Here is a 19,235-nt window from a genome sequence, read left to right as displayed (position 1 = left end):
TGAGAGGGATGAAGCTGAGGCGTACTAATAGACCGAGGGCTTGACCTCTCTTTCTACATGGTGATGATGATGACTTAATTCTCTGCAGTCTTCAGGGTTTTTTACCCTTCTAGTTTTTCGGTCTCTACAAAGACGCAGTGGCATCACTGGGATACTATTCCTTTTTCCGTTGTTAAAACTCCGGGTTGCTAATCTGAGGGAATAGGAGCTGATTGCGTCTAATTTTCATCAATTCCGCAATAGGTGCATGGCAAAGCTCCCTCCCTACTCCCTCCGCTTCGCTGCGCCCACGATTGACCGTATAATCCAATTCAAAAGCTACTATGACGGCGTTGCGATCGCCTCGACGACCGTAAGGCGACCGATCTATTTCGGAATTCCCATAAGCTTGAGCTTGTGTCCTTGTAAAATCGCACAACTATAAGCAACTATAAGCTAAAGCTATTAAAAATCTTAAATTTTTATTAATATTAAAGTTTTGAGGCGGTCGTCACAAGGGTAACTTTTTTCAAGATTATAGCCGACGGTTTGACAGTCCTTAAACCTTGCTGCGATACCACTGCGACATTTAAACGCTGTTACAGCTTGTTTCAATTTGCCGATATTGGTGAGTAAATACCAGTCTTCATCTTCGCCACTATTTCGATATTTTCGTTGCCCATAACCAGCGACATCAAAACAGCCAAATCCTTGCTGCTGATTTTAACTCCTGTCAAATAAAAGCTCGTACCTGCTACTAAACCACACTCACTCAACCGCTTAAATTCCTCTCCTTCTTCTTGAATATAGCGTCCCTGTTTTACTCTCAAAACAAACCTTATGTTCTTTTCACACAGCCAAATTGCCAGTTTAATGATCGCAAATTCAGGCGTTTCCTAAAAGGACCATTTTATATTTTTTTAGCAGACCAAGAATGGGGCAGATTAAGCTTTGTTGTTCTCGGATGTTGCTACAGGCACAGCGAAGGCAATATCTGCTACTACAAAGGTAAAGCTCTCTTGTCCCCAATCAGGCTAATCATCAACATATTTTTATCTCGCCACTGCGTTCTATCAATGGCGACCTTCAACTCTTGTTTCTTTTTAAATTGAGTTCTCCAGATATATTTAAGCAGATGAAACCAAAGCTTTTCTATCTTGAGGATAGGTAGCTTGAGAAACCGTTGAATAGAACGAACGTCGTCGGCTCTCAAACATGATTGGGTATGGCATCAATTTCGCCAATAACTCAATACTCACTTGTTTATGGGTTGGGAGCAGAAAAACTAAAATAGTCACAGTCAAGTATTCGGTGTTTTTGAGCTGGTGTTGGAAACAAATTTGGTATGATTGAGGTAACATTTTTAACTGATGGGGCTTCTTAACAAGACTGACCCCATATTTTTTTACCAAAAATCGGTCCTAGCCCCGTCATCTGTATTGGTTGATATATTTTACCATAAGCTCAGGAGAGCTAGAAACGTTGTTATATATTCCTGCGTCTCGGATTGATATAAAAAAAGAAAATTAATAGTGTAGGTTTTGTTTCTCAACCTAACCTACACTATTAATAATTTGTGTAAGGGGAATGTTTATTCCTAACTCTCATTATTCACGACACGGAAGTTACGGAAATACGGATAACTGTTGTTTTCCTGATTCCTTCTTCTTTCTTGCTTATTCCTTCTTCTTTCAACGTCCCCATTCCTAATTACTAATTCCCAAATGACTCGCTTAGCCACAACAATAGAAGCCATACTTTACCTAAAAGGTCAGCCAGTGTCGATCGCAGAAATCGCCGAGATTGCCAAGTGCGATCGAGCCGAAGCCGAAGACGCCATCATCGAACTCATGTCTGACTCGTCCCACCGCGACAGTGCATTAGAAGTCGTCGAAACCCCCACAGGATACAGCCTGCAACTCAGAGAAGAGTTTGCCAGTTTAATGCAAACTTTAATACCTCCAGAATTAGGTGTGGGAGCTTTGCGGACGCTGGCTGCGATCGCCCTCAAAGGCGGCATCGCTCAGCCAGATTTAGTTAACTTGCGAGGTTCAGGAGCTTACCAACAAGTGCAGGAACTTGTTGAAATGGGTTTCGTCCGCAAACGGCGACCGAGTGAGGGGCGGTCATATTGGTTACAAGTTACCGAGAAATTTCATCGGTACTTTCAAGTAGACCAACTGCCAAAACAATTGCAACTTGACTTTCAGGCAAATTTGTACCCAAGCAATGACGAGTAGTTTGAAGTAGAATGTAACCAGCCAGAAATTAAGAATCGCCAAATGGTTTTTCACCCTGACTTTGACACATCCAATGCCCAACAAACCGCAGTCAATCCACTGCTGAAGTACCTCCAACACCAATCCCCGGAGGTTCTAGCCCGCGTCGCCAAGTCTGTCAGCCCCGACATCAGAGAAATAATCTCTCATAACGTTCAAGGACTTGTCGGCGTTTTGCCTTCAGAAAATTTTAACGTCGAAATTACCACCGATCGCGAAAACTTAGCAGGTTTGCTAGCTTCAGCGATGATGACAGGCTATTTTTTGAGGCAAATGGAGCAAAGGATGCACCTCGAAGAAAATTTAGCAAGCACCAGCTCGATTAAACCAAACTCACCCAAAGACAAGTAAAAAAATCAACGGGTTGGGGAAGCAAGAAAGATGAAAGTTGTTCAGAAAAATCCATAATCCTGAATCATGGAGGCACAGGGAATTAAGAAACCGGGCTGTTAACCGGCTATCCCTAGCGCTACACCGAGGATTTTGGTGAAAAAACCCGGTTACTGCTTCCAGGACTATAAAGCATCAGATTCATCTTCCATCCTCCACCCTTGCAACTAATACCAATTTCAAAAAAGAATGCAACTGCAGATAAGATCCAAATCCTTATGCAGTAAGTCATTCTTAATTTTTTAATCGAAAATCGAAAATCGAAAATCGAAAATGGTATTACCCACCGGCGGAGCTACCCGATAGGGGAAAAGCACCCGGACGTACTTTAATATTCTGAACTTGACCCAAACGGTTAATTTCCAGTTCGAGTTCTTTGCCCACAACCGTGTTTTCCACCCGTTCTTGCACGTCCCCTGGAGTGTTAACCGCAATTCCGTCAACTTTTTGAATGACATCTCCGGGACGCAAGTCGGCTTTTTGAGCGGGGGAATTTTCCACGACTCGCGCCACAGCTACGCCTTGATCGAGGGTAATTTTATTATTATTATCGAGCTGTTTGTTGAGTTCGGCCTTGGTGGCTGCAGTCAAGCTGACCATTTGAATGCCGAGATAGGGATGTTCGGCTCTACCTTTGGCGAATAGCTGATCGGAAACTCGTTTGGCGGTTTCGATCGGAATTGCAAATCCCAAGCCTTGAGCGTCCGCGCGGATAGCGGTATTGATGCCAATTACTTCGCCTTGGTCGTTGAGCAGGGGGCCGCCTGAATTGCCGGGGTTGATGGCTGCGTCGGTTTGGATGAAGCGGACTCGCTTGTCGGGGATGCCGACTTGGGAACTCGATCGACCCGTAGCGCTGATAATGCCCACAGTCACGGTATTATCGAGACCTAAAGGATTGCCGATCGCGATCGCCCACTGTCCCGGTACAATATTGTCCGATCGACCCAAAGCCACCTGCGGCAGTTCCTTAGCATTAATCTTAACCACAGCCACATCCGTCAGCGGATCGACTCCCTGCACCTTACCCTCAAACTCGCGGCCGTCTTTGAGAGTCACCTTGACAGTATCAGTCCCGGAGACAACGTGAGCATTAGTAACGATGCGGCCGTCAGAAGTGAGAATAAACCCGGAACCCGTACCTCTCTTGGTTCGTTCTTCCGGCTGCGGCAAATTCTCCCCAAAAAACCGACGAAACAAAGGATTTTTGAATGCTTCGGGCACTTGATTCGCCACCTTGCTGGAGGCGTCAATCCGCACTACAGCCGGGCCGACTTTTTCGGCTGCTTCAGCAATAAAATTGGGATTGCTGCGATCGACTGCCCGATTTTCCTGAACTGAAGGAGAGGGATAGGGGGGGATTTGCTGGCGTACTACTGGCAAAACCAATCCGGTTTCCAGATTGTTTGAGCCTTGCAGATAGCGATTTCCCAACCATCCCATACCTCCGCCGATTGACAGCAGAGTCACATAAAGGGTCGCTTGCTTAAAAGATAAACTCATTTAATAACTCCCGCTAAATACCTCATCCCCGCAGACAGGTTCCTAATCAAGCTTTTTTGTCTTGGCGACGGGAAGGAAGCGGGGCGGGGCGTACCGCTTCCTCAAGAACATAGCTGTTAACAGGCAGGCGCCCATCGGCATCACAGGCAATTTTGCCGGATTTGCCAAGAGCGAATCAAACTAATAATTCTCATCCTAACTTGGCTTAGCCTGGGATTTACAGTCTGGGGGGTGGCTAGAGCTTGTAAATATGCAATTTTACAGGATTTTAAAATTGTCAACTGTCCGAAATGAATACTTTTTTATGTACATAATGACTTTGAAACGCTTATTTCCGCTGATTTTTGCATTAATTTGGTCGATCGCACCCGTTGAGAAAACGGCGGCAAATACCGAGATCCCACCTGCAAATCTTCCTTTAGGTACACCTGTAGAAAACCCCGACCCGGCCCGCGATTGCCCGAGTCCGGCTATGTCTCGGTTGCGCCGCCACACTGTGGCCCAGGGCGAAACAATAGAAAGCATCGCGCTGCAGTACAATGTGATTCCTGGGGCGCTGATCGGGATAAATCCGATGTTGCGGGGCGGTGGAGTATCTGCTGGAAGTGCGATCGTCATTCCTCCGTACAGTGGCATGGAGGTAGAAGTGCCTGCGGGCTGGAATTGGCAAAAACTGGCAGAATCTTACAAAGTGCGCGCAGATTTGCTATTTGAGGCGAATGGGTGCAGGCCTTTGGGGAAAACGGTGTTTGTGCCAGCGGTGAATAGGTTGATCGGGCCTTCTATCAATCCCGATGCAACGCCATCGGTGCAAGGATTTCCGCTGCCCGCCCCTGCAGTGGAAGCTTTGCGTTACGGGCGGCAATTGCATCCGGCGCGGCGCGAATTTTTTTTCCACAGCGGCGTAGATTTTTTGGCGTCGGAGGGTACGCAGGTTTTGGCGGCGGGCGAGGGGACTGTCGCTTTTGCCGGGCCGCAGGGGGATTACGGGAATTTAGTGGTGGTGAACCATGAAGCGGGGAAGCAAACGCGCTACGCTCATTTGAAAGATATTGCGGTAAAAGTCGGTCAAAAAGTGCAGTCTGGAGAAGTTTTGGGAACTGTGGGGACGACGGGAAAACGGGACATTCGGCCATCTCATTTGCATTTTGAAGTTCGGTACAATTCCGGTTTGGGTTGGGTTGCTGAAGACCCGCTGCTTTATTTGCAAGCGACTATTAAAAAATAGGATTGTTAGTGTGCTGGGGGGGTGACAACCCGCCCCAAATCCAGACTGGGTAAGGATTGAGCTGTGTTGTGGTAAAAAAAGATAGGCAGCAGAATTGTTACACGATTGCCTATCGCAAAAAATATGTTACCAACCTTTTACCAGACTCACTTACAAAAACAACTGACGCAAAGCCCGTTTATTTTACTCACAATCTTTTTGAACCTGATAGAATCCGAGACACAAGTAACGTTCGCACTAATCGGGTTTCCATTAATCACTTATTGGTGAACAACTTATTGCTCGATCGCACATTTCTCTCAAAGTCGATCGGCCATAAACCAAAAATCCGATCGCACATTTCTCTCAAATTCGATCGCCCTGAAACAGACTGAAAATTTGTCTGCTTTGTGACACAGCCCGCCGGGGGTTGAAACCCCCGTCTCATAGAAGACAGTCGGTTGAAACTGACATCTTGCAGCAATATCAATAAGGAATGAGAATTAAATAACTTCCACAAGTTTGTGGGATGGGCGTCCCGCCCGTCCAAAAAGGACGGGCGGGACGCCCATCCCACAATAACAATTAAAATTGTAAGTTATTTAATTCGCGATCCTAAGAGGATTTTTCGTGGGGTCGGGCGGGTTTATAGAACCTATTTGCAAGCTTTAAGGCTATTGGCGAACCCGCCCCTTGTATCTTAAAAGAGTGAGGACGGTCGATCGCCACATCAAACAGGTGATCGCCACATCACACAGGCGATCGTACCGACAAGTGGGCGATCCTACCGACAAGTGGGCGATCCTACCGACAAGTGGGCGATCCTACCGACAAGTGGGCGATCCTACCGACAATCAGTCGATCGAGCCGACACTCAGGCGATCATACCGACTTTCAGGCGAGCTTACCTTCTTCTTGGTAAATCTAAAGAAACAAGAAAGTTTCTGACGCTTGGTGCAAGTTTCAGTGGAAAGTGCTGTTTAAGGACATCAGAAATTGGTGAAGTTGGCCCGCCCCTTAGACGAAATAAGTCTGTTGCGTAGATAAGCTCCCATTACTGATGACAGGCGCACCTAAAACTGGACAGTATCTTAGGCTCTCGATCGAACGATCGAGAAAGCCTGCATTCACAAGGTTAGTCTTCAATTGCCTGTCGGTTCTTTCATAAATCGGAGTACATCTGGAGCAAACAATGACATCAACAGTCTTAGGTATAGACATCAGTAAAAGAGACTTTCATGTCTCTTTACTGAGAGAAGGTCGTGCAACTAAACCCAAAAAGTTTACGAACAATGTTCAAGGGTTTGAGAGTTTACATAACTGGCTTAAACAACAAAATGTAGTGGGACTCCATGCTTGTATGGAAGCCACTAGCATTTACGGAGAAGCCTTAGCCGAATTCCTTTATGGGGGTGGATTTCAGGTTAGTATCGTCAATCCGGCCAGGATTAAAGGGTTTGCTAAAAGCGAACTCCTACGAACTAAAACTGACTCCGTAGATGCGGCATTGATTGCTCGTTTTTGTGCAGCGATGAAACCCTCTCTATGGACACCAACTGCGCCCGAAGTCAAAGAATTACAAGCCCTGTTGCGACGGCTCGAATCTGTGATCGAAATGGCTACGAGCGAGCAGAACCGTCTGGAAACAGCTACGCCAACTGTTGCTGGTCTTACAGTGGCACATTTGGAGTACCTAAAAGAACAACAGCAACTGATCAAAAAACTGATTAGTGACCATTTTGACCAGCACCCACATTTAAAACAACAGCGTGATCTTTTGACCTCAATTCCTGGAATTGGTGAACAGACGGCCTCTGTATTATTAGCTGAAATCCGTGATGTTTCTGATTACAACAATGCCCGTCAATTAGCAGCTTATGCGGGTTTAACTCCCTGCGAACGCAGTTCTGGGACTTCGGTTAAAGGCAAAACTCGTTTGTCCTGTACCGGCAATGTCCGACTACGAAAGGCGTTGTATTTGCCTGCGGTAGTGGCGATGCGTCACAACCCGTTACTTAAGGCCATGAGTGACCGATTATTGGGTCGTGTCCAGGTCAAAATGCAGGTGATTGGTGCTTTGATGAGGAAGTTGGTGCATTTGGCTTTTGGGATTTTAAAGTCCCAAAAGCCTTTCGATCCTAATTATTTACTTGCTACCCCTTGACAGGTCAAGACAGTATCTACGGCTAATTGAGAATGGTGCAAGATATCAGTTGAAACCGACTGAAAATTCGCATGAAACCCATACACATCAACTAATTCTTCGTAACTATTCAGGGGGTAGAGGGAGGAGAGAGACCGGCTCAGAATGCAAGACCTGAATCAAGAACTCCAACACCGGGCGTTCCTGCAACCGTAAAGACATGACCACCGTCAGCAAACGTTCCACAAACTCGCTGCCCGAGCGAGACCAGGAGCCATAACTCAAGTCACGCCAAATGACCGCCGTGCGTAAAGCGCGCTCGGCTGTATTATTTGTTGGCTCGACGGATTCGACCTGGACAAACGTCCACAAGGCCGGTTCAATTTTTAAAATTTGCTCGCAGGTGCGTGCAGTTTTGGCCAAGGGCGTTTGCTCTCGGCTCGAATGACTCTCGGCTCGCGGCTTCACTCAACAGATGATGAACGCTTTGACGTAGCCGTGTCATAGCAGCTTGGAACAACTCTGTTGATAACGTTCCATCCCGCACTCGATGCCACCAGTGGAAGAGGCGTTGAGTCTGTTTTAGTAGAGCTTCACCAATCTCTTTGGAGACCCCACTGCGTTCAGCTATACGTTTAAAATCGCGCTTTAAGTGCGCCCAACATACTTGTCGTTGCTCAACGTCCAATCCGTTGTAGACACTATAGCGGTCGCTAACGACTAGGCCTGTGTAGTTCTTTCCTAATAAAGCTTCCGCGCTACTACGAGCGCGGTTGAGGGTCACTTGATAGACCGCCACGTTATTGCTGACGGCGGTCCATAACCAGGCCGAGGCGTTCTCGGGATTATTGCCGTCACCATTGTTTTGACTCCAACTGGTTTCATCAACGTAAGCCGTTCCACTGGCCATGATGTAACTTCTGGCTTCATTCACCACTTGGCTGAGTTTCTGACTGACTCGTTGACGGATGCGGTTGACGGTTCCCGTACTCAGGTGCACTTGCCACAAGTCCCTCATTAGGGTTTTTACCTGATTGTGGCTCAGACGATAAGCTCCACTCAGCAGAGCCACCAGACTTTGGAGACGCTCTCCATAACCACTGGAGTTTATACCATCGGGCAACTCGGCGCGAGTGGTTTGACCACAACAGCCGCAGGTCAGGGCGTGAAGTCGGTGTTCCGTTACCACTGGAGTCACGGGAGGAATTTCCACAATCTGATGGCGGTAAGGCTGGGAGTCTTCTCCTGTCAGAGGGGTTTGGCAATGCTTGCAGGTCTCGGGTTGATGGTCGATAATCTCGCTACACTGACTCGGCTCATATAAGTGTCTTGTAAATCCTTTATGTCCTTTTTGGCCTCCGCGCTTACGTCGGCCTCCTTTCTCTTGCTTCTTTTCTTTGGCTTGAGGAGGCTGTTTGGACGGAGGGATGGAGCTGTTTGAGGCGTTTAGTCCCAGACGTTCTTCAATGGCGGCGATTCGTTGCTCAATATTCCTCACCACATTTTTCACGGTTTCTGGGGTCTTTTCCCAGTCCGCGCGAGGAATCTTGATGCCACCTATCGTTATGCTCTCGTCCATACTCCCAGTTTACACCATCTCCCCATCCCCCTGAATGGTTACAATTCTTCAGTCCTCTTGAGCGAGGACTTTCGCTATGAGACAGGGGTTTCAACCCCTGGCGGACTCGACAACGAACCAACTAGCCCCTGGCGCGGACTAACTAACGGACTAACAAATCAAATTCGATCGCCCCCATCAATCCAAAAAAACCCGATCGCCCATCCACAAAAACCGATCGCCCCTTTCCCTAAAAGTCGATCCAAATACTATCTCTGAAAAATAAAAATTGCTCGCTCTTTTTAAGGCAAGTAACCCAAGGTAAATAATATGATATTTTCTAATTGTACCAGTATCTCTGGATTGACTTCACCAATTTTATTTCGCAATCTTGTTTTATCCAAAACTCGCAGTTGATGGCATAATGCAACAGAATCTTGAGTTAATCCTCCCTCACCGCCGGGAATCAAGACACAGGAAGGAAGAGATGCACGGCGCAGATTTGTGGTGAGAGGAATACTGATAACAGTAGTTGTGTATCTCGAAATTGTATCGTTTTGAAAAATAATTGTGGGACGCACGCCTGCTTGTTCGGAACCTTGTGTGGGATCGAGGTTGGCAATCCAGATTTCACCTCGTCTGATTGTCATGCCAAATCCTCATGTTTGAGGAGCTCTGAATATTCGCTGATTCCGAGTTCCGCCAGTTGTCGGTCTTCTTCGGCAAATTCGCTGTAGAGTGCAGCTAAGTTAGTTTCGTCGATCGCAGGAATAGTCACTAATCTGGCACGGAATTTCAGGAAGCTAATAAATTCAAATACTTGTTGGAGTTGTTCTCGATCGAACTTTTCTAATTCTTGTTGGATTAACTCTCTCATGACAGTCATTTTTGTTGTCAAGTTTTCTGTATTATAGCCCGATCGCCCCCATCCACAAAAAACCCGATCGCCCATCAACCCAAAAACCCGATCGCACATTTCTCTCAAATTCGATCGCCCATCCACTAAAAAGCCGATCGCCCATCCACAAAAAACCCGATCGCCCCCATCCACAAAAAACCCGATCGCCCTTAAACCAACTCTACATCACACACACTCGAAATGCCGAATCCACCAGGCTCGCCCCCAATAATTACTGTAGGGGCGGTGCCCCCGTGCCCGCCCGACTATACCCATTATCGCCGCCGTGTCAAACCATCTACCGAACTAACCGTATAGACATTAGGCAAAAAGTCAACATTTGGACCTGAAGCTTCTAGAAGATCGAATGATTGTGGACGATAATTAACAGTATCAAATAGTTCTCCTCCCCCTACAGTCCCAATCGAAACCTCTAATAAATCCTCCCGGCTTGCACTACCCGGTCCTCCTAACTCTGTACCGATATTGGTCAAAGTGAAATTTAACTCTCCTTGACCTTTTTTATCATCTGGAATTAGAAAACTGTTAAGTCCAAGACCTTTTTGAGCAACACCTGTGATATCTATATTTGTGCTATTGTTGTCTGGATTCGAGTATTTGACATTCAGGTTAGCAGTCCCCTGATAAGGGATAGCAGATGGCTTTACCTCTATTTTTAAGAAGGGAGTGGATGGTGTTGTTGGAGGTGTTACAGGAGTAGTCGAAGGTTCATCGCAGAAGTCTAACCCCAGAGTCTTTCTGAGCGTCTTCATTCCATCGCCTTTGCTAAATCCGACTGTATTGGCAACCTTGTCGTAAAGCTTGGAATTGAAGTTATAAGCAATATCTTTTACTGCACCCCCCACTTGCCCAAACAAATCGTCAGCAGCTATCTTACCATATGTCTTAACTACATTAGCCGCCAGTTCGCTTCTTTCTGTAACAAAATTGATTGCCTTTCTCGTTACTTTCAATGCACCAGCTTTGAGAGGACGCACAGCATTACCGAGTGCACTACCTTTAGCCAATAGTTTACCGAAAGGAATTAAACCAAAGGCTTCCTCGGCTATATCTCCATCATTACCAGTGAGAACAAGGCAAACAGTATCGAACACTTTAACACCAGCAGCGGCTATTTCCAAAGCACCACCTACTGTTGCTCCTATCAGTGCGCTCGTCCCTAATGTCGCTGGAGCCGCCACAGTTCCAACTCCTACCGCGAAAAGGCCTCCAAGAGCAAGGTTATCGGAGACATTATTATTTTCTGAAAGAGCGCAAAGTCCCTTAAATAATTCGCAGGGGGTTATTGATGTTGGTGTGGCTGGGGTCGTCGGCGTGGTTGGTATTGAGGGGTCACTTGGGCCAACTACGGTAGCAATCGTCTCCTCACTACCAGCCCCATTTTTTCGCTTGGCAACGATTGAACCGTCATCTTGCCGATCGAAAATTGATTTGTTGGTCGAACCTTGAACCTGAGCCTCCATCCGCTTACCGTCAGCACTCATGTTAAGGGTGTGAGCGGGCATACTGCTTTGAGGGCCTGGTTGGTAGCGTAACTCACGGGCGCTGATTTCATCACTCGATCGCTTAATATTGACAACATATTGACTGCCATCGCTGCCGTTCAAAATGAAATCATAGGTATTCGACCCGGTACTGCGGACAACCGGCGCGTCATAGGTGACAGTCTCTTCTCGGAGGGCGGGATTAGCATCCAAATTAACGAAGCGACCGCGTAAATCGTCTGGTGCCGCCCCCTGAACAACTCCCAATACTGAATTAGTGCCAGCAACACGGATAATCGTACTTGATCGATTGTTGGCGACCGTTGGTTGGAGCAATAAATCGGCCTCAGTGAGATCGAGATCGATCCCGATGAAATCTTCGCTTTTGTTAAAATCTGTCAAGATATCTGCCTCGCTCACGACAGATGTAGCAGTATTAGAGCGCAGCACGAATGTATCGTTTCCAGAGCCACCCGTTAGTGTATCAATGCCAAAATCGCCTATGAGCAGATCGTTACCAGTTTCACCGTTGAGAAGGTCATTTCCAAGACCGCCCCGCAAAATATCGTTACCTTCGTCCCCAAACAGCGTGTCTTCCCCCTGATTGCCATTGAGAGCATCTATGCCCGCTCCACCGCGCAATAGGTCGTTGCCCTCGCTACCGCTAATAACGTCATCGCCCTCGTCACCCGCGATCGTATCCGCACCGACACCGCCGGAGAGCAAATCGTCACCAGCACGACCGGAAATGAAGTCGTTTCCTGCGTTACCACTTAAAAAGTCTTCTGCGACAGAGCCTTGTAGTGTATCGTTACCCCCCAGGCCGAGGATACCTTGGATATACTGACCTGACTGATCTGGTGTCGCCGTAAACAGGTCGCCACTCTCAGATAAGCGAAAAGCCCGACCATCGCCGACTTGAGAAGTCGATCGCCCGATATCCCCATCAACACTACCGGAGATAAAGTCCTTTCCCGTGTTACCATTCAAAAAGTCTGGCGCGATCGAACTTTCTAGCGTATCGTTGCTTCCCAAGCTAAAGATATTCTGGATATTCTGAGCATTCGATACCGTCTCTTGAGTCGTGGCTTTTTTCGAGCCACAGCCACAATCCGCTTGATTCTTGGCGCTGCTACCGTTCAATATGTCATCGTTCTTGTCCAGCAAAGCTAAATTGTCAGGCATATACTGTTGCTTTGTGTTGGTGATTTAAGAAATCTACCTCACCTGTCTCATCTATGTCATGGCTGAAAAAGCCCGAAAAAGACTGAAAAAGCCCGAAGTTTCCTTAACTTTATATTTCTTCACTTAACCCATGCAGCCCAACGACGATCGCCCGTTGCAAGCCGTCCCTGACGATAACGAATTGCTGAAATTGGTCGATGGTCTAATATTTGAAAAAACAGGTAAACATCTCAACACGCTACAGCAGTTAGTGTTGCAGGGAATGTATGATGGCAAAACCTACGAAACGATCGCCCGCGACACCCGCTACACTACAAAATATGTCCGAGAAGTCGGCTACAAGCTGCTCAAAAGTCTCTCCGCAGTGATGGATGAAGAGATGCAAAAAGGCAATCTCAAAGCTGCGATCGATCGCAGAAATATTAGCAATACCTCCAGTAATAACTCAAATTTCGGTAGAGATTATATTCATCAATACGTTGAATACGTTCAGACACTAAACTTCAACCCCTGTCCTTCTTTGCCTAGCAAATCTGACAACAAATACGCCACTGAATCCAGATTCAAAACTCAGATCGAACGGCTCGAAATTAATGTTGCTGATGTCGTTTGTAAGTTGCACGGTCAAGGTATTGAACCATGCCAAATCGCTCAGTTGCTTGGTCTGCCCGATGTGATGATAGAAACAATATTGCGTGAATTGTCATAGCTAAGATGCGAGATATTTGTAGGGTGCGTGGCTGCGAAAATTTCAAGTTGATTTAGAGATTGTCGATCGCGACGCACCCTAGGATATAAAGTAAAATATAATTAATTATCTCGAAGTTCTTTTTCTTGCAAAAGTTGGGTAGCCCAAACCCGATCTTCTTCCGATAGAGACGGTACGGGTTCTTGATTATAGTCGAGCCGATAATCATAGCCAGCGCGATCGTAAATACCTGCAAATATTTCTGGTAAGTTAACAATAGGTTCTACATCTTCCTCACGCAAGGGAAGCGGAAATATAGGTAGAGAATCGCGGAGATTAAAAGCATAAAGTTCGGCAAACGGACGGCGATTACTGGGACTGACTAAAATCCGATAATCGCTTTCAATAGAATTATTAAGAATGGGCATATATTCCCATTTTCGTAGTAAATCGATTTCCACTAAATTGGTTAAGCTACCTAAAATGCTCTGGCGTTTTTTGAGATAAGTAATTCTTCCTTCTCCACTACGTTTGTTCACAGGAGAAAGAATCTCAATTGCAGTGACAACTTGTTTAGTTGCCATTTCTCGCACTTCCAAGTAAGTCTGTTTAATTTTTTCAGGAGCAGGCACTTTGACGGTAGTCGGAAGTGTTATACTTACAGTGGCAACTGAACCTGTAGGAATATTCGGGTTATTAGATTGACGCTTAATCGCAACATCGGGGATACCTACTAAAAGGGAGTCGCTGTTACTGTCATTTGGATCGGTAATTTCATAGATTCGTTTGTCGATTGCAACCTCATATTTAGGCCGAATTTGAGGCATGATGGTATCAGCGATCGCGATAATCAATCTATTGTGAGTTTCCTGCCAGAAATCGGGGTGTTCTAAGTAGGGGTCCATTCCAGGAAAAGGTGAAGGCATAGGACTGTTTTCCGATGTATTGACTTTCAAATCATTTTAGCATTTTTAATTTTGTAGGTGCGTCGCTTTAAAGCGAGGCAGAGCCTCTGGATATAGGTTCCCAGGCTGGAGCCTGGGAACCAGTTAAAGCTTGTCAAGAACAGGCAGGATGCCTGTTCCACAGTAATTATTGGAGATGTCTATTTGTAGATGAATTTAATCTGTTGTGGAACAGGCATCTTGCCTGTTGCAAAGAGCGGGGTTTCCGGCCCGCCCCACAATAAATTTAATCTACTGTGGAACAGGCATCTTGCCTGTTCATAAAATTATAGACACCCCAAATATCAACTACAAAACAGCAGCCACACTTGCCATCAACAACCCTTGAAACAATTTCACCCCATCAGTTTCGCCCAACATCGGATCGGATGCCCGTTCAGGATGCGGCATCATTCCTAATACATTGCCTTGGCGATTGCAAATACCGGCAATATTATTTAACGAACCGTTGGGATTCCCAGCATCGCTAATTTTGCCCGCCTCTGTGCAGTAGCGAAACAGCACTTGTTCGTGCTCTTCTAGTTCTGCTAATGTATCGGCATCAGCATAATAGTTGCCTTCACCGTGGGCGATCGGCAAATCGATGATTTCACCCGTAGTATAAGCCGCAGTCCAACGAGTATTACCGCGTTCGACTTTCAAAGAAGCGCGATCGCAAATAAAATTCAATCCCGCATTCCGCACCAGAGCACCAGGCAATAAACCAGCTTCAGTCAACACCTGAAAACCGTTGCAAATACCGAGTACAAGTTTGCCCTGTTTCGCGTGTTCCGCAGTAGCCCGCATCGCCGGAGAAAAACGGGCGATCGCGCCGCACCGCAAATAATCTCCGTAACTGAAACCGCCGGGAATTACAATGACATCAATATCCGAAATATCGGTATCTTCGTGCCAAATCATGCGAGTTGGTTGGTGGAGTAACCCTTGAGTCACCCACACCACATCGCGATCGCAATTTGAACCAGGAAAAACAATAACTCCAAATTTCATAAGCTGAAGGAAGAAGGAAGAAGGAAGAAGGAAGAAGGAAGAGGTGTCAACTTAAGACTAAAATCTTATGTTTTTCTCGCTTGTATCAAAGTCTAGATCCCCCTAAATCCCCCTTAAGAAGGGGGACTTTGAGTGTTCCGAGTTTTTGTGTTTTTAACGAAGACTTTGAAAGCTCTTGTCCTCGCCTTTTTAAGAGAGACTTTGAACACTCTTGTCCCCCCCTTATTAAGGGGGGTTAGGGGGGATCTCCGGGTTGAAAAACACCCTAGGACAGAGACTTTCAACGCTCTTGTCCCCGCTTTTTAACAAAGACTTTGAATGCTCTTGTCCCCCCTTATTAAGGGGGGTTAAGGGGGATCTCCGGGGCCAAAAAACACACCCTACGGACGATCGCATTTATGCCGCCGCTGTCTCCACAGCAACAGGAATTTCAGTCAAATCAAAGCGATAATTTTCAATCACTGGATTGGCCAAAAGTTGGTCGCAAACGCGATCGAGTTGTTCGCGGGCCTCCGACTCACCAGCAGCAGTCAGCGTCAATTCAACGTACTTCCCGATTCGCACACGCTCAACATTGTCGTATCCCATGTGTTGCAAACCAGACTGTACGGCAGTGCCGGCGGGATCTAAAACAGAAGGGCGGAGGGTAACATAGATTTGGGCAAGATATTTCTGAGTCACGGGAATGTTGCGGTAGGTGATGTGAAAGTTAGCCCCATTGTATTCTACAACCGAGCAGCGCGCCGATCGCCATTTGGTTCGCCCAAGTAAGATAGCCTAGAAATAGGGACTGATTTGACTCTAGCAGATTACACAAAAAAATTATGAGAACCAACCGCACCCGCAGTCAGGAGCGTATTTTACACTTGCTCAAGCACTTGAATCGATCGCTCTCAGCGCAAGATATCTACTTAGAACTGCGTAACAGCGACCAAAGCATGGGCCTAGCAACCGTTTACCGCTCCCTCGACGGTTTAAAGCGAGAGGGGTTCGTTCACGTCAGAACGCTTGCTAGTGGCGAGTCTCTCTACGGTGCCGCCCACCAAGACCAACACCACCTAACTTGTCTGGAATGTGGCGCGTCCATTACGATCGACGAATGCCCCGTCCACCACTTAGAAAGCCAACTACAACAATCTCATTCTTTCAAGATTTATTATCACACTTTGGAGTTTTTTGGATTGTGCGATCGATGTACTTTGGCTCAAGAAACTTAGGATCGCGAATTAAATAACTTACAATTTTAATTGTTATTGTGGGATGGGCGTCCCGCCCGTCCAAAAAGAACGGGCGGGACGCCCATCCCACTTTCAAGAGTGGAAGTTATTTAATTCTCATTCCTTAGAGAAGTTATTAGTCATGAGTGATATCAATTCCGGTTGCACGAGCGAAATGATTGTTGACTGTTGACTGCTGACCGAAAGCATCCAGGATACCCGCCACGTGATTCATTCCGAAAGCAGACTCAGGACCCAGAAATAAAAAACCTGTATCCGATAAAGGAGCCCCCGAATTTATCCGTGGGGTCAATGCTTCAATTCTTTAATCTAAAATCTAAAATCTAAAATCGATTGACTCGGTGTCGAACCGCGCAGGCTGGTTTTGTTTGTGTAGCGACAGATTTCAACCTGTCGTTTTATTAACTCGGTCAAGGATGCAAAAACTCTAAATGGTCTCCTGGAATCGATCGCAATTTTGCAGCCGAGCCTTGCATTTTCAACCGGCCGCGTTCTAACATGATAATCCAATCGGCGCGATCGATCACTCGTGGCCTGTGACTGATAAAAATCGTCGTTTTCCCGTGCCGATACATCAACAATTGTTCTAAAACTTCCGCTTCGCTTGCCGGGTCAAGCCCTGCGGTAGATTCGTCTAAAATCAATACAGGCGGGTTGTTGAGAATGGCGCGGGCGATCGCCAATCTTTGTCTTTGTCCGCCAGAAATATTCGCTCCAAACTCCCCTAAAACAGTTTGATATTTATCAGGCAATTGGCTGATAAATTCATCCGCGCCCGCAATTTTACACGCTTTCACAATCTGTTCAAAGCTGATATCTGGACTGCCCAATCGAAAATTTTCCATAATCGAACGGCTCCAAAAATGCGCTTCTTGAGGAACCAATACTACCTGCTGTCTGAGACTGTCAAGAGACAAATCCTGTAAGTTGTAGCCGCCAATTCTAATATTACCAGATTGCAGCGGGTACAGACCAGCAATTACTTTTGCTAGCGTACTTTTTCCGCAGCCCGAATAACCAATTAAAGCAATTGCTTGACCGCCGGGAAAGGTGACAGAAAAATTTTCCAGCAAGTCAAGTCTACCGGGGTAGTGAAAATTAACACTCTTGCAAACAATACCGTCGCGGTCTTGAATAGTTACAAAAGGTTTATTCGTATCGTCTTTAGTTTCCGGTTCAGCATCGATCACTTCCGACAGCCGTTGAGTTGCTGTCTGCACGCGAGTCATTTCATCAGTAAATCCTACTAGCGAATTCACCCAAGTAGTAACGTTTTGATTCATGCTAATAAACGCTAGCAACTGACCTATACTCAATACCTTGTCAATCACCAAACCGCTACCAAGCCACAGCAGAGTAATGCTGCCAGCAGAGGCAACAAAACCTGAAAATATATTGTTGAGAATGCCAATTTGTGTAGTGCGGAAAGTGAGCTTGGCTAAGCGACCGAAGCGGGTTTGAAATTCTTCCCAAAGTTGCTGACCGCTGCTAGTAGTTTTGACAGTCAGCGCGCCTTTAAAAGTTTCTACTAAAACGCCTTGAGTTTCTGCTTCCAGCACAAATAAACTGCGCGTTTTTTGCTGCAATACGGGCAGAAATACCACTGTAGAGGCCGTCATTAACAGAGCAAGCACGGTAGCTGCTAACGTCAGTTCCTTGCTGTAAAATAACATAAAAACAAAAGAAACTACAGCGATAAAAAATTGACTAGGCAAGCTGATAGCGACTTGAGAAACTAATTTATTTATTTCTTGGATATCTTGTAATCTACTGACAATTTCGCCACTGCGTCTGGTTTCGTAAAAACTCAAAGGCAATCGCAGGAATTTCCGGGCGAATTCCATCACTAATCCCAACTCTAAACGCTGGGAAAACTGAGCAATTAAGTTCGACTCTACCAATCCTAAACTGCTGCTAAAAAGGTTCATAACTATAACTGCGATCGCCACACTCGCCAGGAGTTGTCTGTCGCCCCGCACCAGAATGTCGTCGGTGAGCAGTTGAACGAGAAAAGGCGAAGAAATCGACAGCAAACCCAACACCACATTCAGCAAAAATGCTTCCATTAAAATCGGGCGATAAATCCCAATCCGGCGCATCCATTTTTGTAAGGAATTGGCGGGCGGTTGACCCTCTGCGGCCGCAAAAAACCGCTCAGCATCGGGTTCTACTAGCAAGCACAGCCAATCTGTCCAAGCTGCTGCTAATTCTGCTTTAGAAACATAGCGCATACCGACAGCCGGATCGCCGATCGCATATTTGTCGCCCTGCTTTCCGTACAAAACAACCCAGTGATAACCGCTCCAGTGAATAATCATCGGTAGAGGGGCATCATCGAGCTTGTCTAAAATTGCAGCGGCTGCTCGCACCGATCGAGCATTAAAGCCGATCGCCTCAGCACCTTGTTTCAAGCCAAGTAAACTCGTCCCTTTTTGGCCGGTGCCCGCACATTCTCGCAAGCGGCTAATTGTAAAATTCTGTCCGTAAAATTTAGCGATTGAAGCCAAACAAGCCGCCCCGCAATCTTCTTCGCTCTGCTGGAGAACAACCTGATATTTCTTAAACCTGTTAACTTGTCCGAATAATGGCATTTTGCCGATCAAAGGGATGTTCTTTAACATTTTGCAAAATGAATAATGGTAGAGCATAAAGAAGATTACTCATCACCAACTACCCAATCAGCAAAAAGCACCCATAAAGTTATGGG

At 46.3% G+C, this 19,235-nt stretch carries 17 protein-coding genes and 1 pseudogene; 7 read left to right on the top strand and 11 right to left on the bottom strand.

Annotated features, from left to right (window positions below):
• Positions 1 to 590: 590 nt before the first annotated feature.
• Complete coding sequence (locus QT992_RS24325) at positions 591 to 809, bottom strand: hypothetical protein (protein WP_333322021.1); 219 nt, start codon at positions 807 to 809, stop codon at positions 591 to 593.
• Between the two features lie 894 nt (positions 810 to 1,703).
• Here QT992_RS24325 and scpB point away from each other — a divergent pair.
• Together scpB and QT992_RS24315 are read left to right on the top strand one after the other, a co-directional pair.
• Positions 1,704 to 2,219: an SMC-Scp complex subunit ScpB gene (scpB, locus tag QT992_RS24320; protein ID WP_333055484.1), complete on the top strand. Its 516-nt coding sequence runs from the start codon at positions 1,704 to 1,706 to the stop codon at positions 2,217 to 2,219.
• Between the two features lie 42 nt (positions 2,220 to 2,261).
• Positions 2,262 to 2,609, top strand: coding sequence for a DUF760 domain-containing protein (locus tag QT992_RS24315; RefSeq protein WP_015177249.1), 348 nt, complete (start codon positions 2,262 to 2,264; stop codon positions 2,607 to 2,609).
• Between the two features lie 318 nt (positions 2,610 to 2,927).
• Here QT992_RS24315 and QT992_RS24310 read toward each other — a convergent pair whose 3' ends face one another.
• The gene (locus QT992_RS24310; protein ID WP_333157628.1) at positions 2,928 to 4,151 is read right to left on the bottom strand and encodes an HhoA/HhoB/HtrA family serine endopeptidase; all 1,224 of its coding nucleotides are present in this window, start codon (positions 4,149 to 4,151) and stop codon (positions 2,928 to 2,930) included.
• Positions 4,152 to 4,455: 304 nt separating this feature from the next.
• Between QT992_RS24310 and QT992_RS24305 the strand changes: the two genes are divergently transcribed.
• Positions 4,456 to 5,379, top strand: coding sequence for a M23 family metallopeptidase (locus tag QT992_RS24305; protein ID WP_333157627.1), 924 nt, complete (start codon positions 4,456 to 4,458; stop codon positions 5,377 to 5,379).
• Between the two features lie 256 nt (positions 5,380 to 5,635).
• Here QT992_RS24305 and QT992_RS24300 read toward each other — a convergent pair whose 3' ends face one another.
• Positions 5,636 to 5,935, bottom strand: coding sequence for a hypothetical protein (locus QT992_RS24300; protein ID WP_333377890.1), 300 nt, complete (start codon positions 5,933 to 5,935; stop codon positions 5,636 to 5,638).
• Positions 5,936 to 6,051: 116 nt separating this feature from the next.
• On the opposite strand from QT992_RS24300, the gene QT992_RS24295 reads away from it, so the two are divergent.
• Entirely contained in the window at positions 6,052 to 6,306 is a 255-nt protein-coding gene (locus tag QT992_RS24295) for a hypothetical protein (protein WP_333377887.1), read from the top strand.
• Positions 6,307 to 6,550: 244 nt separating this feature from the next.
• Entirely contained in the window at positions 6,551 to 7,522 is a 972-nt protein-coding gene (locus QT992_RS24290; protein ID WP_333341330.1) for a transposase, read from the top strand.
• A 105-nt stretch (positions 7,523 to 7,627) separates the two neighbouring features.
• Here the strand turns inward: QT992_RS24290 and tnpC are convergent.
• From tnpC to QT992_RS24265, 4 genes and pseudogenes are all read right to left on the bottom strand, one after another.
• Positions 7,628 to 9,080, bottom strand: a pseudogene (gene tnpC, locus QT992_RS24280) (IS66 family transposase).
• Positions 9,081 to 9,361: 281 nt separating this feature from the next.
• Positions 9,362 to 9,709 (bottom strand): type II toxin-antitoxin system PemK/MazF family toxin, encoded by a 348-nt coding sequence (locus tag QT992_RS24275; protein WP_333157691.1) that lies wholly within the window; start codon positions 9,707 to 9,709, stop codon positions 9,362 to 9,364.
• A complete protein-coding gene (locus QT992_RS24270) occupies positions 9,706 to 10,110 on the bottom strand; it encodes a hypothetical protein (protein WP_333341328.1) in 405 nt (134 codons plus the stop codon). The genes QT992_RS24275 and QT992_RS24270 overlap by 4 nt, the downstream gene beginning before the upstream one ends.
• A 122-nt stretch (positions 10,111 to 10,232) precedes the next feature.
• Positions 10,233 to 12,647: a calcium-binding protein gene (locus QT992_RS24265; protein WP_333157686.1), complete on the bottom strand. Its 2,415-nt coding sequence runs from the start codon at positions 12,645 to 12,647 to the stop codon at positions 10,233 to 10,235.
• Between the two features lie 130 nt (positions 12,648 to 12,777).
• Between QT992_RS24265 and QT992_RS24260 the strand changes: the two genes are divergently transcribed.
• Entirely contained in the window at positions 12,778 to 13,356 is a 579-nt protein-coding gene (locus tag QT992_RS24260) for a hypothetical protein (RefSeq protein WP_333157685.1), read from the top strand.
• 101 nt (positions 13,357 to 13,457) lie between these two features.
• On the opposite strand, the gene QT992_RS24255 is transcribed toward QT992_RS24260, so the two are convergent.
• The 3 genes from QT992_RS24255 to purS form a co-directional block, all read right to left on the bottom strand.
• On the bottom strand, positions 13,458 to 14,261 hold the full coding sequence (locus tag QT992_RS24255; protein ID WP_333377883.1) for a DUF4058 family protein: 804 nt from the start codon (positions 14,259 to 14,261) through the stop codon (positions 13,458 to 13,460).
• Between the two features lie 327 nt (positions 14,262 to 14,588).
• Positions 14,589 to 15,290 (bottom strand): phosphoribosylformylglycinamidine synthase subunit PurQ, encoded by a 702-nt coding sequence (purQ, locus tag QT992_RS24250; RefSeq protein ID WP_333157845.1) that lies wholly within the window; start codon positions 15,288 to 15,290, stop codon positions 14,589 to 14,591.
• A 396-nt stretch (positions 15,291 to 15,686) separates the two neighbouring features.
• A complete protein-coding gene (purS, locus tag QT992_RS24245) occupies positions 15,687 to 15,971 on the bottom strand; it encodes a phosphoribosylformylglycinamidine synthase subunit PurS (RefSeq protein WP_333042010.1) in 285 nt (94 codons plus the stop codon).
• A gap of 143 nt (positions 15,972 to 16,114) precedes the next feature.
• Here purS and QT992_RS24240 point away from each other — a divergent pair, with 143 nt between their 5' ends.
• Positions 16,115 to 16,507 carry a Fur family transcriptional regulator gene (locus QT992_RS24240; protein ID WP_333180372.1) on the top strand — a complete coding sequence of 131 codons (393 nt, stop codon included), beginning with the start codon at positions 16,115 to 16,117 and terminating at the stop codon, positions 16,505 to 16,507.
• A 431-nt stretch (positions 16,508 to 16,938) separates the two neighbouring features.
• On the opposite strand, the gene QT992_RS24235 is transcribed toward QT992_RS24240, so the two are convergent.
• Entirely contained in the window at positions 16,939 to 19,149 is a 2,211-nt protein-coding gene (locus QT992_RS24235; RefSeq protein WP_333377880.1) for a peptidase domain-containing ABC transporter, read from the bottom strand.
• Positions 19,150 to 19,235 lie beyond the last annotated feature (86 nt).

The sequence above is a fragment of the Microcoleus sp. T3_D1 genome, assembly GCF_036700405.1.
Classification (GTDB): Bacteria; Cyanobacteriota; Cyanobacteriia; order Cyanobacteriales; family Microcoleaceae; genus Microcoleus.
Note: the sequence above shows the minus strand (reverse complement) of the source record. Positions and strands in the feature narration are given on the sequence as shown.

What these genes read in the sequence shown, in the direction of transcription:
- QT992_RS24265 (WP_333157686.1), bottom strand. Translation starts at nt 12,647, where the DNA reads ATGCCTGACAATTTAGCTTTGCTGGACAAGAACGATGACATATTGAAC.
- QT992_RS24310 (WP_333157628.1), bottom strand. Translation starts at nt 4,151, where the DNA reads ATGAGTTTATCTTTTAAGCAAGCGACCCTTTATGTGACTCTGCTGTCA.
- QT992_RS24275 (WP_333157691.1), bottom strand. Translation starts at nt 9,709, where the DNA reads ATGACAATCAGACGAGGTGAAATCTGGATTGCCAACCTCGATCCCACA.
- QT992_RS24290 (WP_333341330.1), top strand. Translation starts at nt 6,551, where the DNA reads ATGACATCAACAGTCTTAGGTATAGACATCAGTAAAAGAGACTTTCAT.
- QT992_RS24255 (WP_333377883.1), bottom strand. Translation starts at nt 14,261, where the DNA reads ATGCCTTCACCTTTTCCTGGAATGGACCCCTACTTAGAACACCCCGAT.
- QT992_RS24240 (WP_333180372.1), top strand. Translation starts at nt 16,115, where the DNA reads ATGAGAACCAACCGCACCCGCAGTCAGGAGCGTATTTTACACTTGCTC.
- QT992_RS24235 (WP_333377880.1), bottom strand. Translation starts at nt 19,149, where the DNA reads ATGTTAAAGAACATCCCTTTGATCGGCAAAATGCCATTATTCGGACAA.
- QT992_RS24305 (WP_333157627.1), top strand. Translation starts at nt 4,456, where the DNA reads ATGTACATAATGACTTTGAAACGCTTATTTCCGCTGATTTTTGCATTA.
- QT992_RS24260 (WP_333157685.1), top strand. Translation starts at nt 12,778, where the DNA reads ATGCAGCCCAACGACGATCGCCCGTTGCAAGCCGTCCCTGACGATAAC.
- purQ (WP_333157845.1), bottom strand. Translation starts at nt 15,290, where the DNA reads ATGAAATTTGGAGTTATTGTTTTTCCTGGTTCAAATTGCGATCGCGAT.
- scpB (WP_333055484.1), top strand. Translation starts at nt 1,704, where the DNA reads ATGACTCGCTTAGCCACAACAATAGAAGCCATACTTTACCTAAAAGGT.
- QT992_RS24315 (WP_015177249.1), top strand. Translation starts at nt 2,262, where the DNA reads ATGGTTTTTCACCCTGACTTTGACACATCCAATGCCCAACAAACCGCA.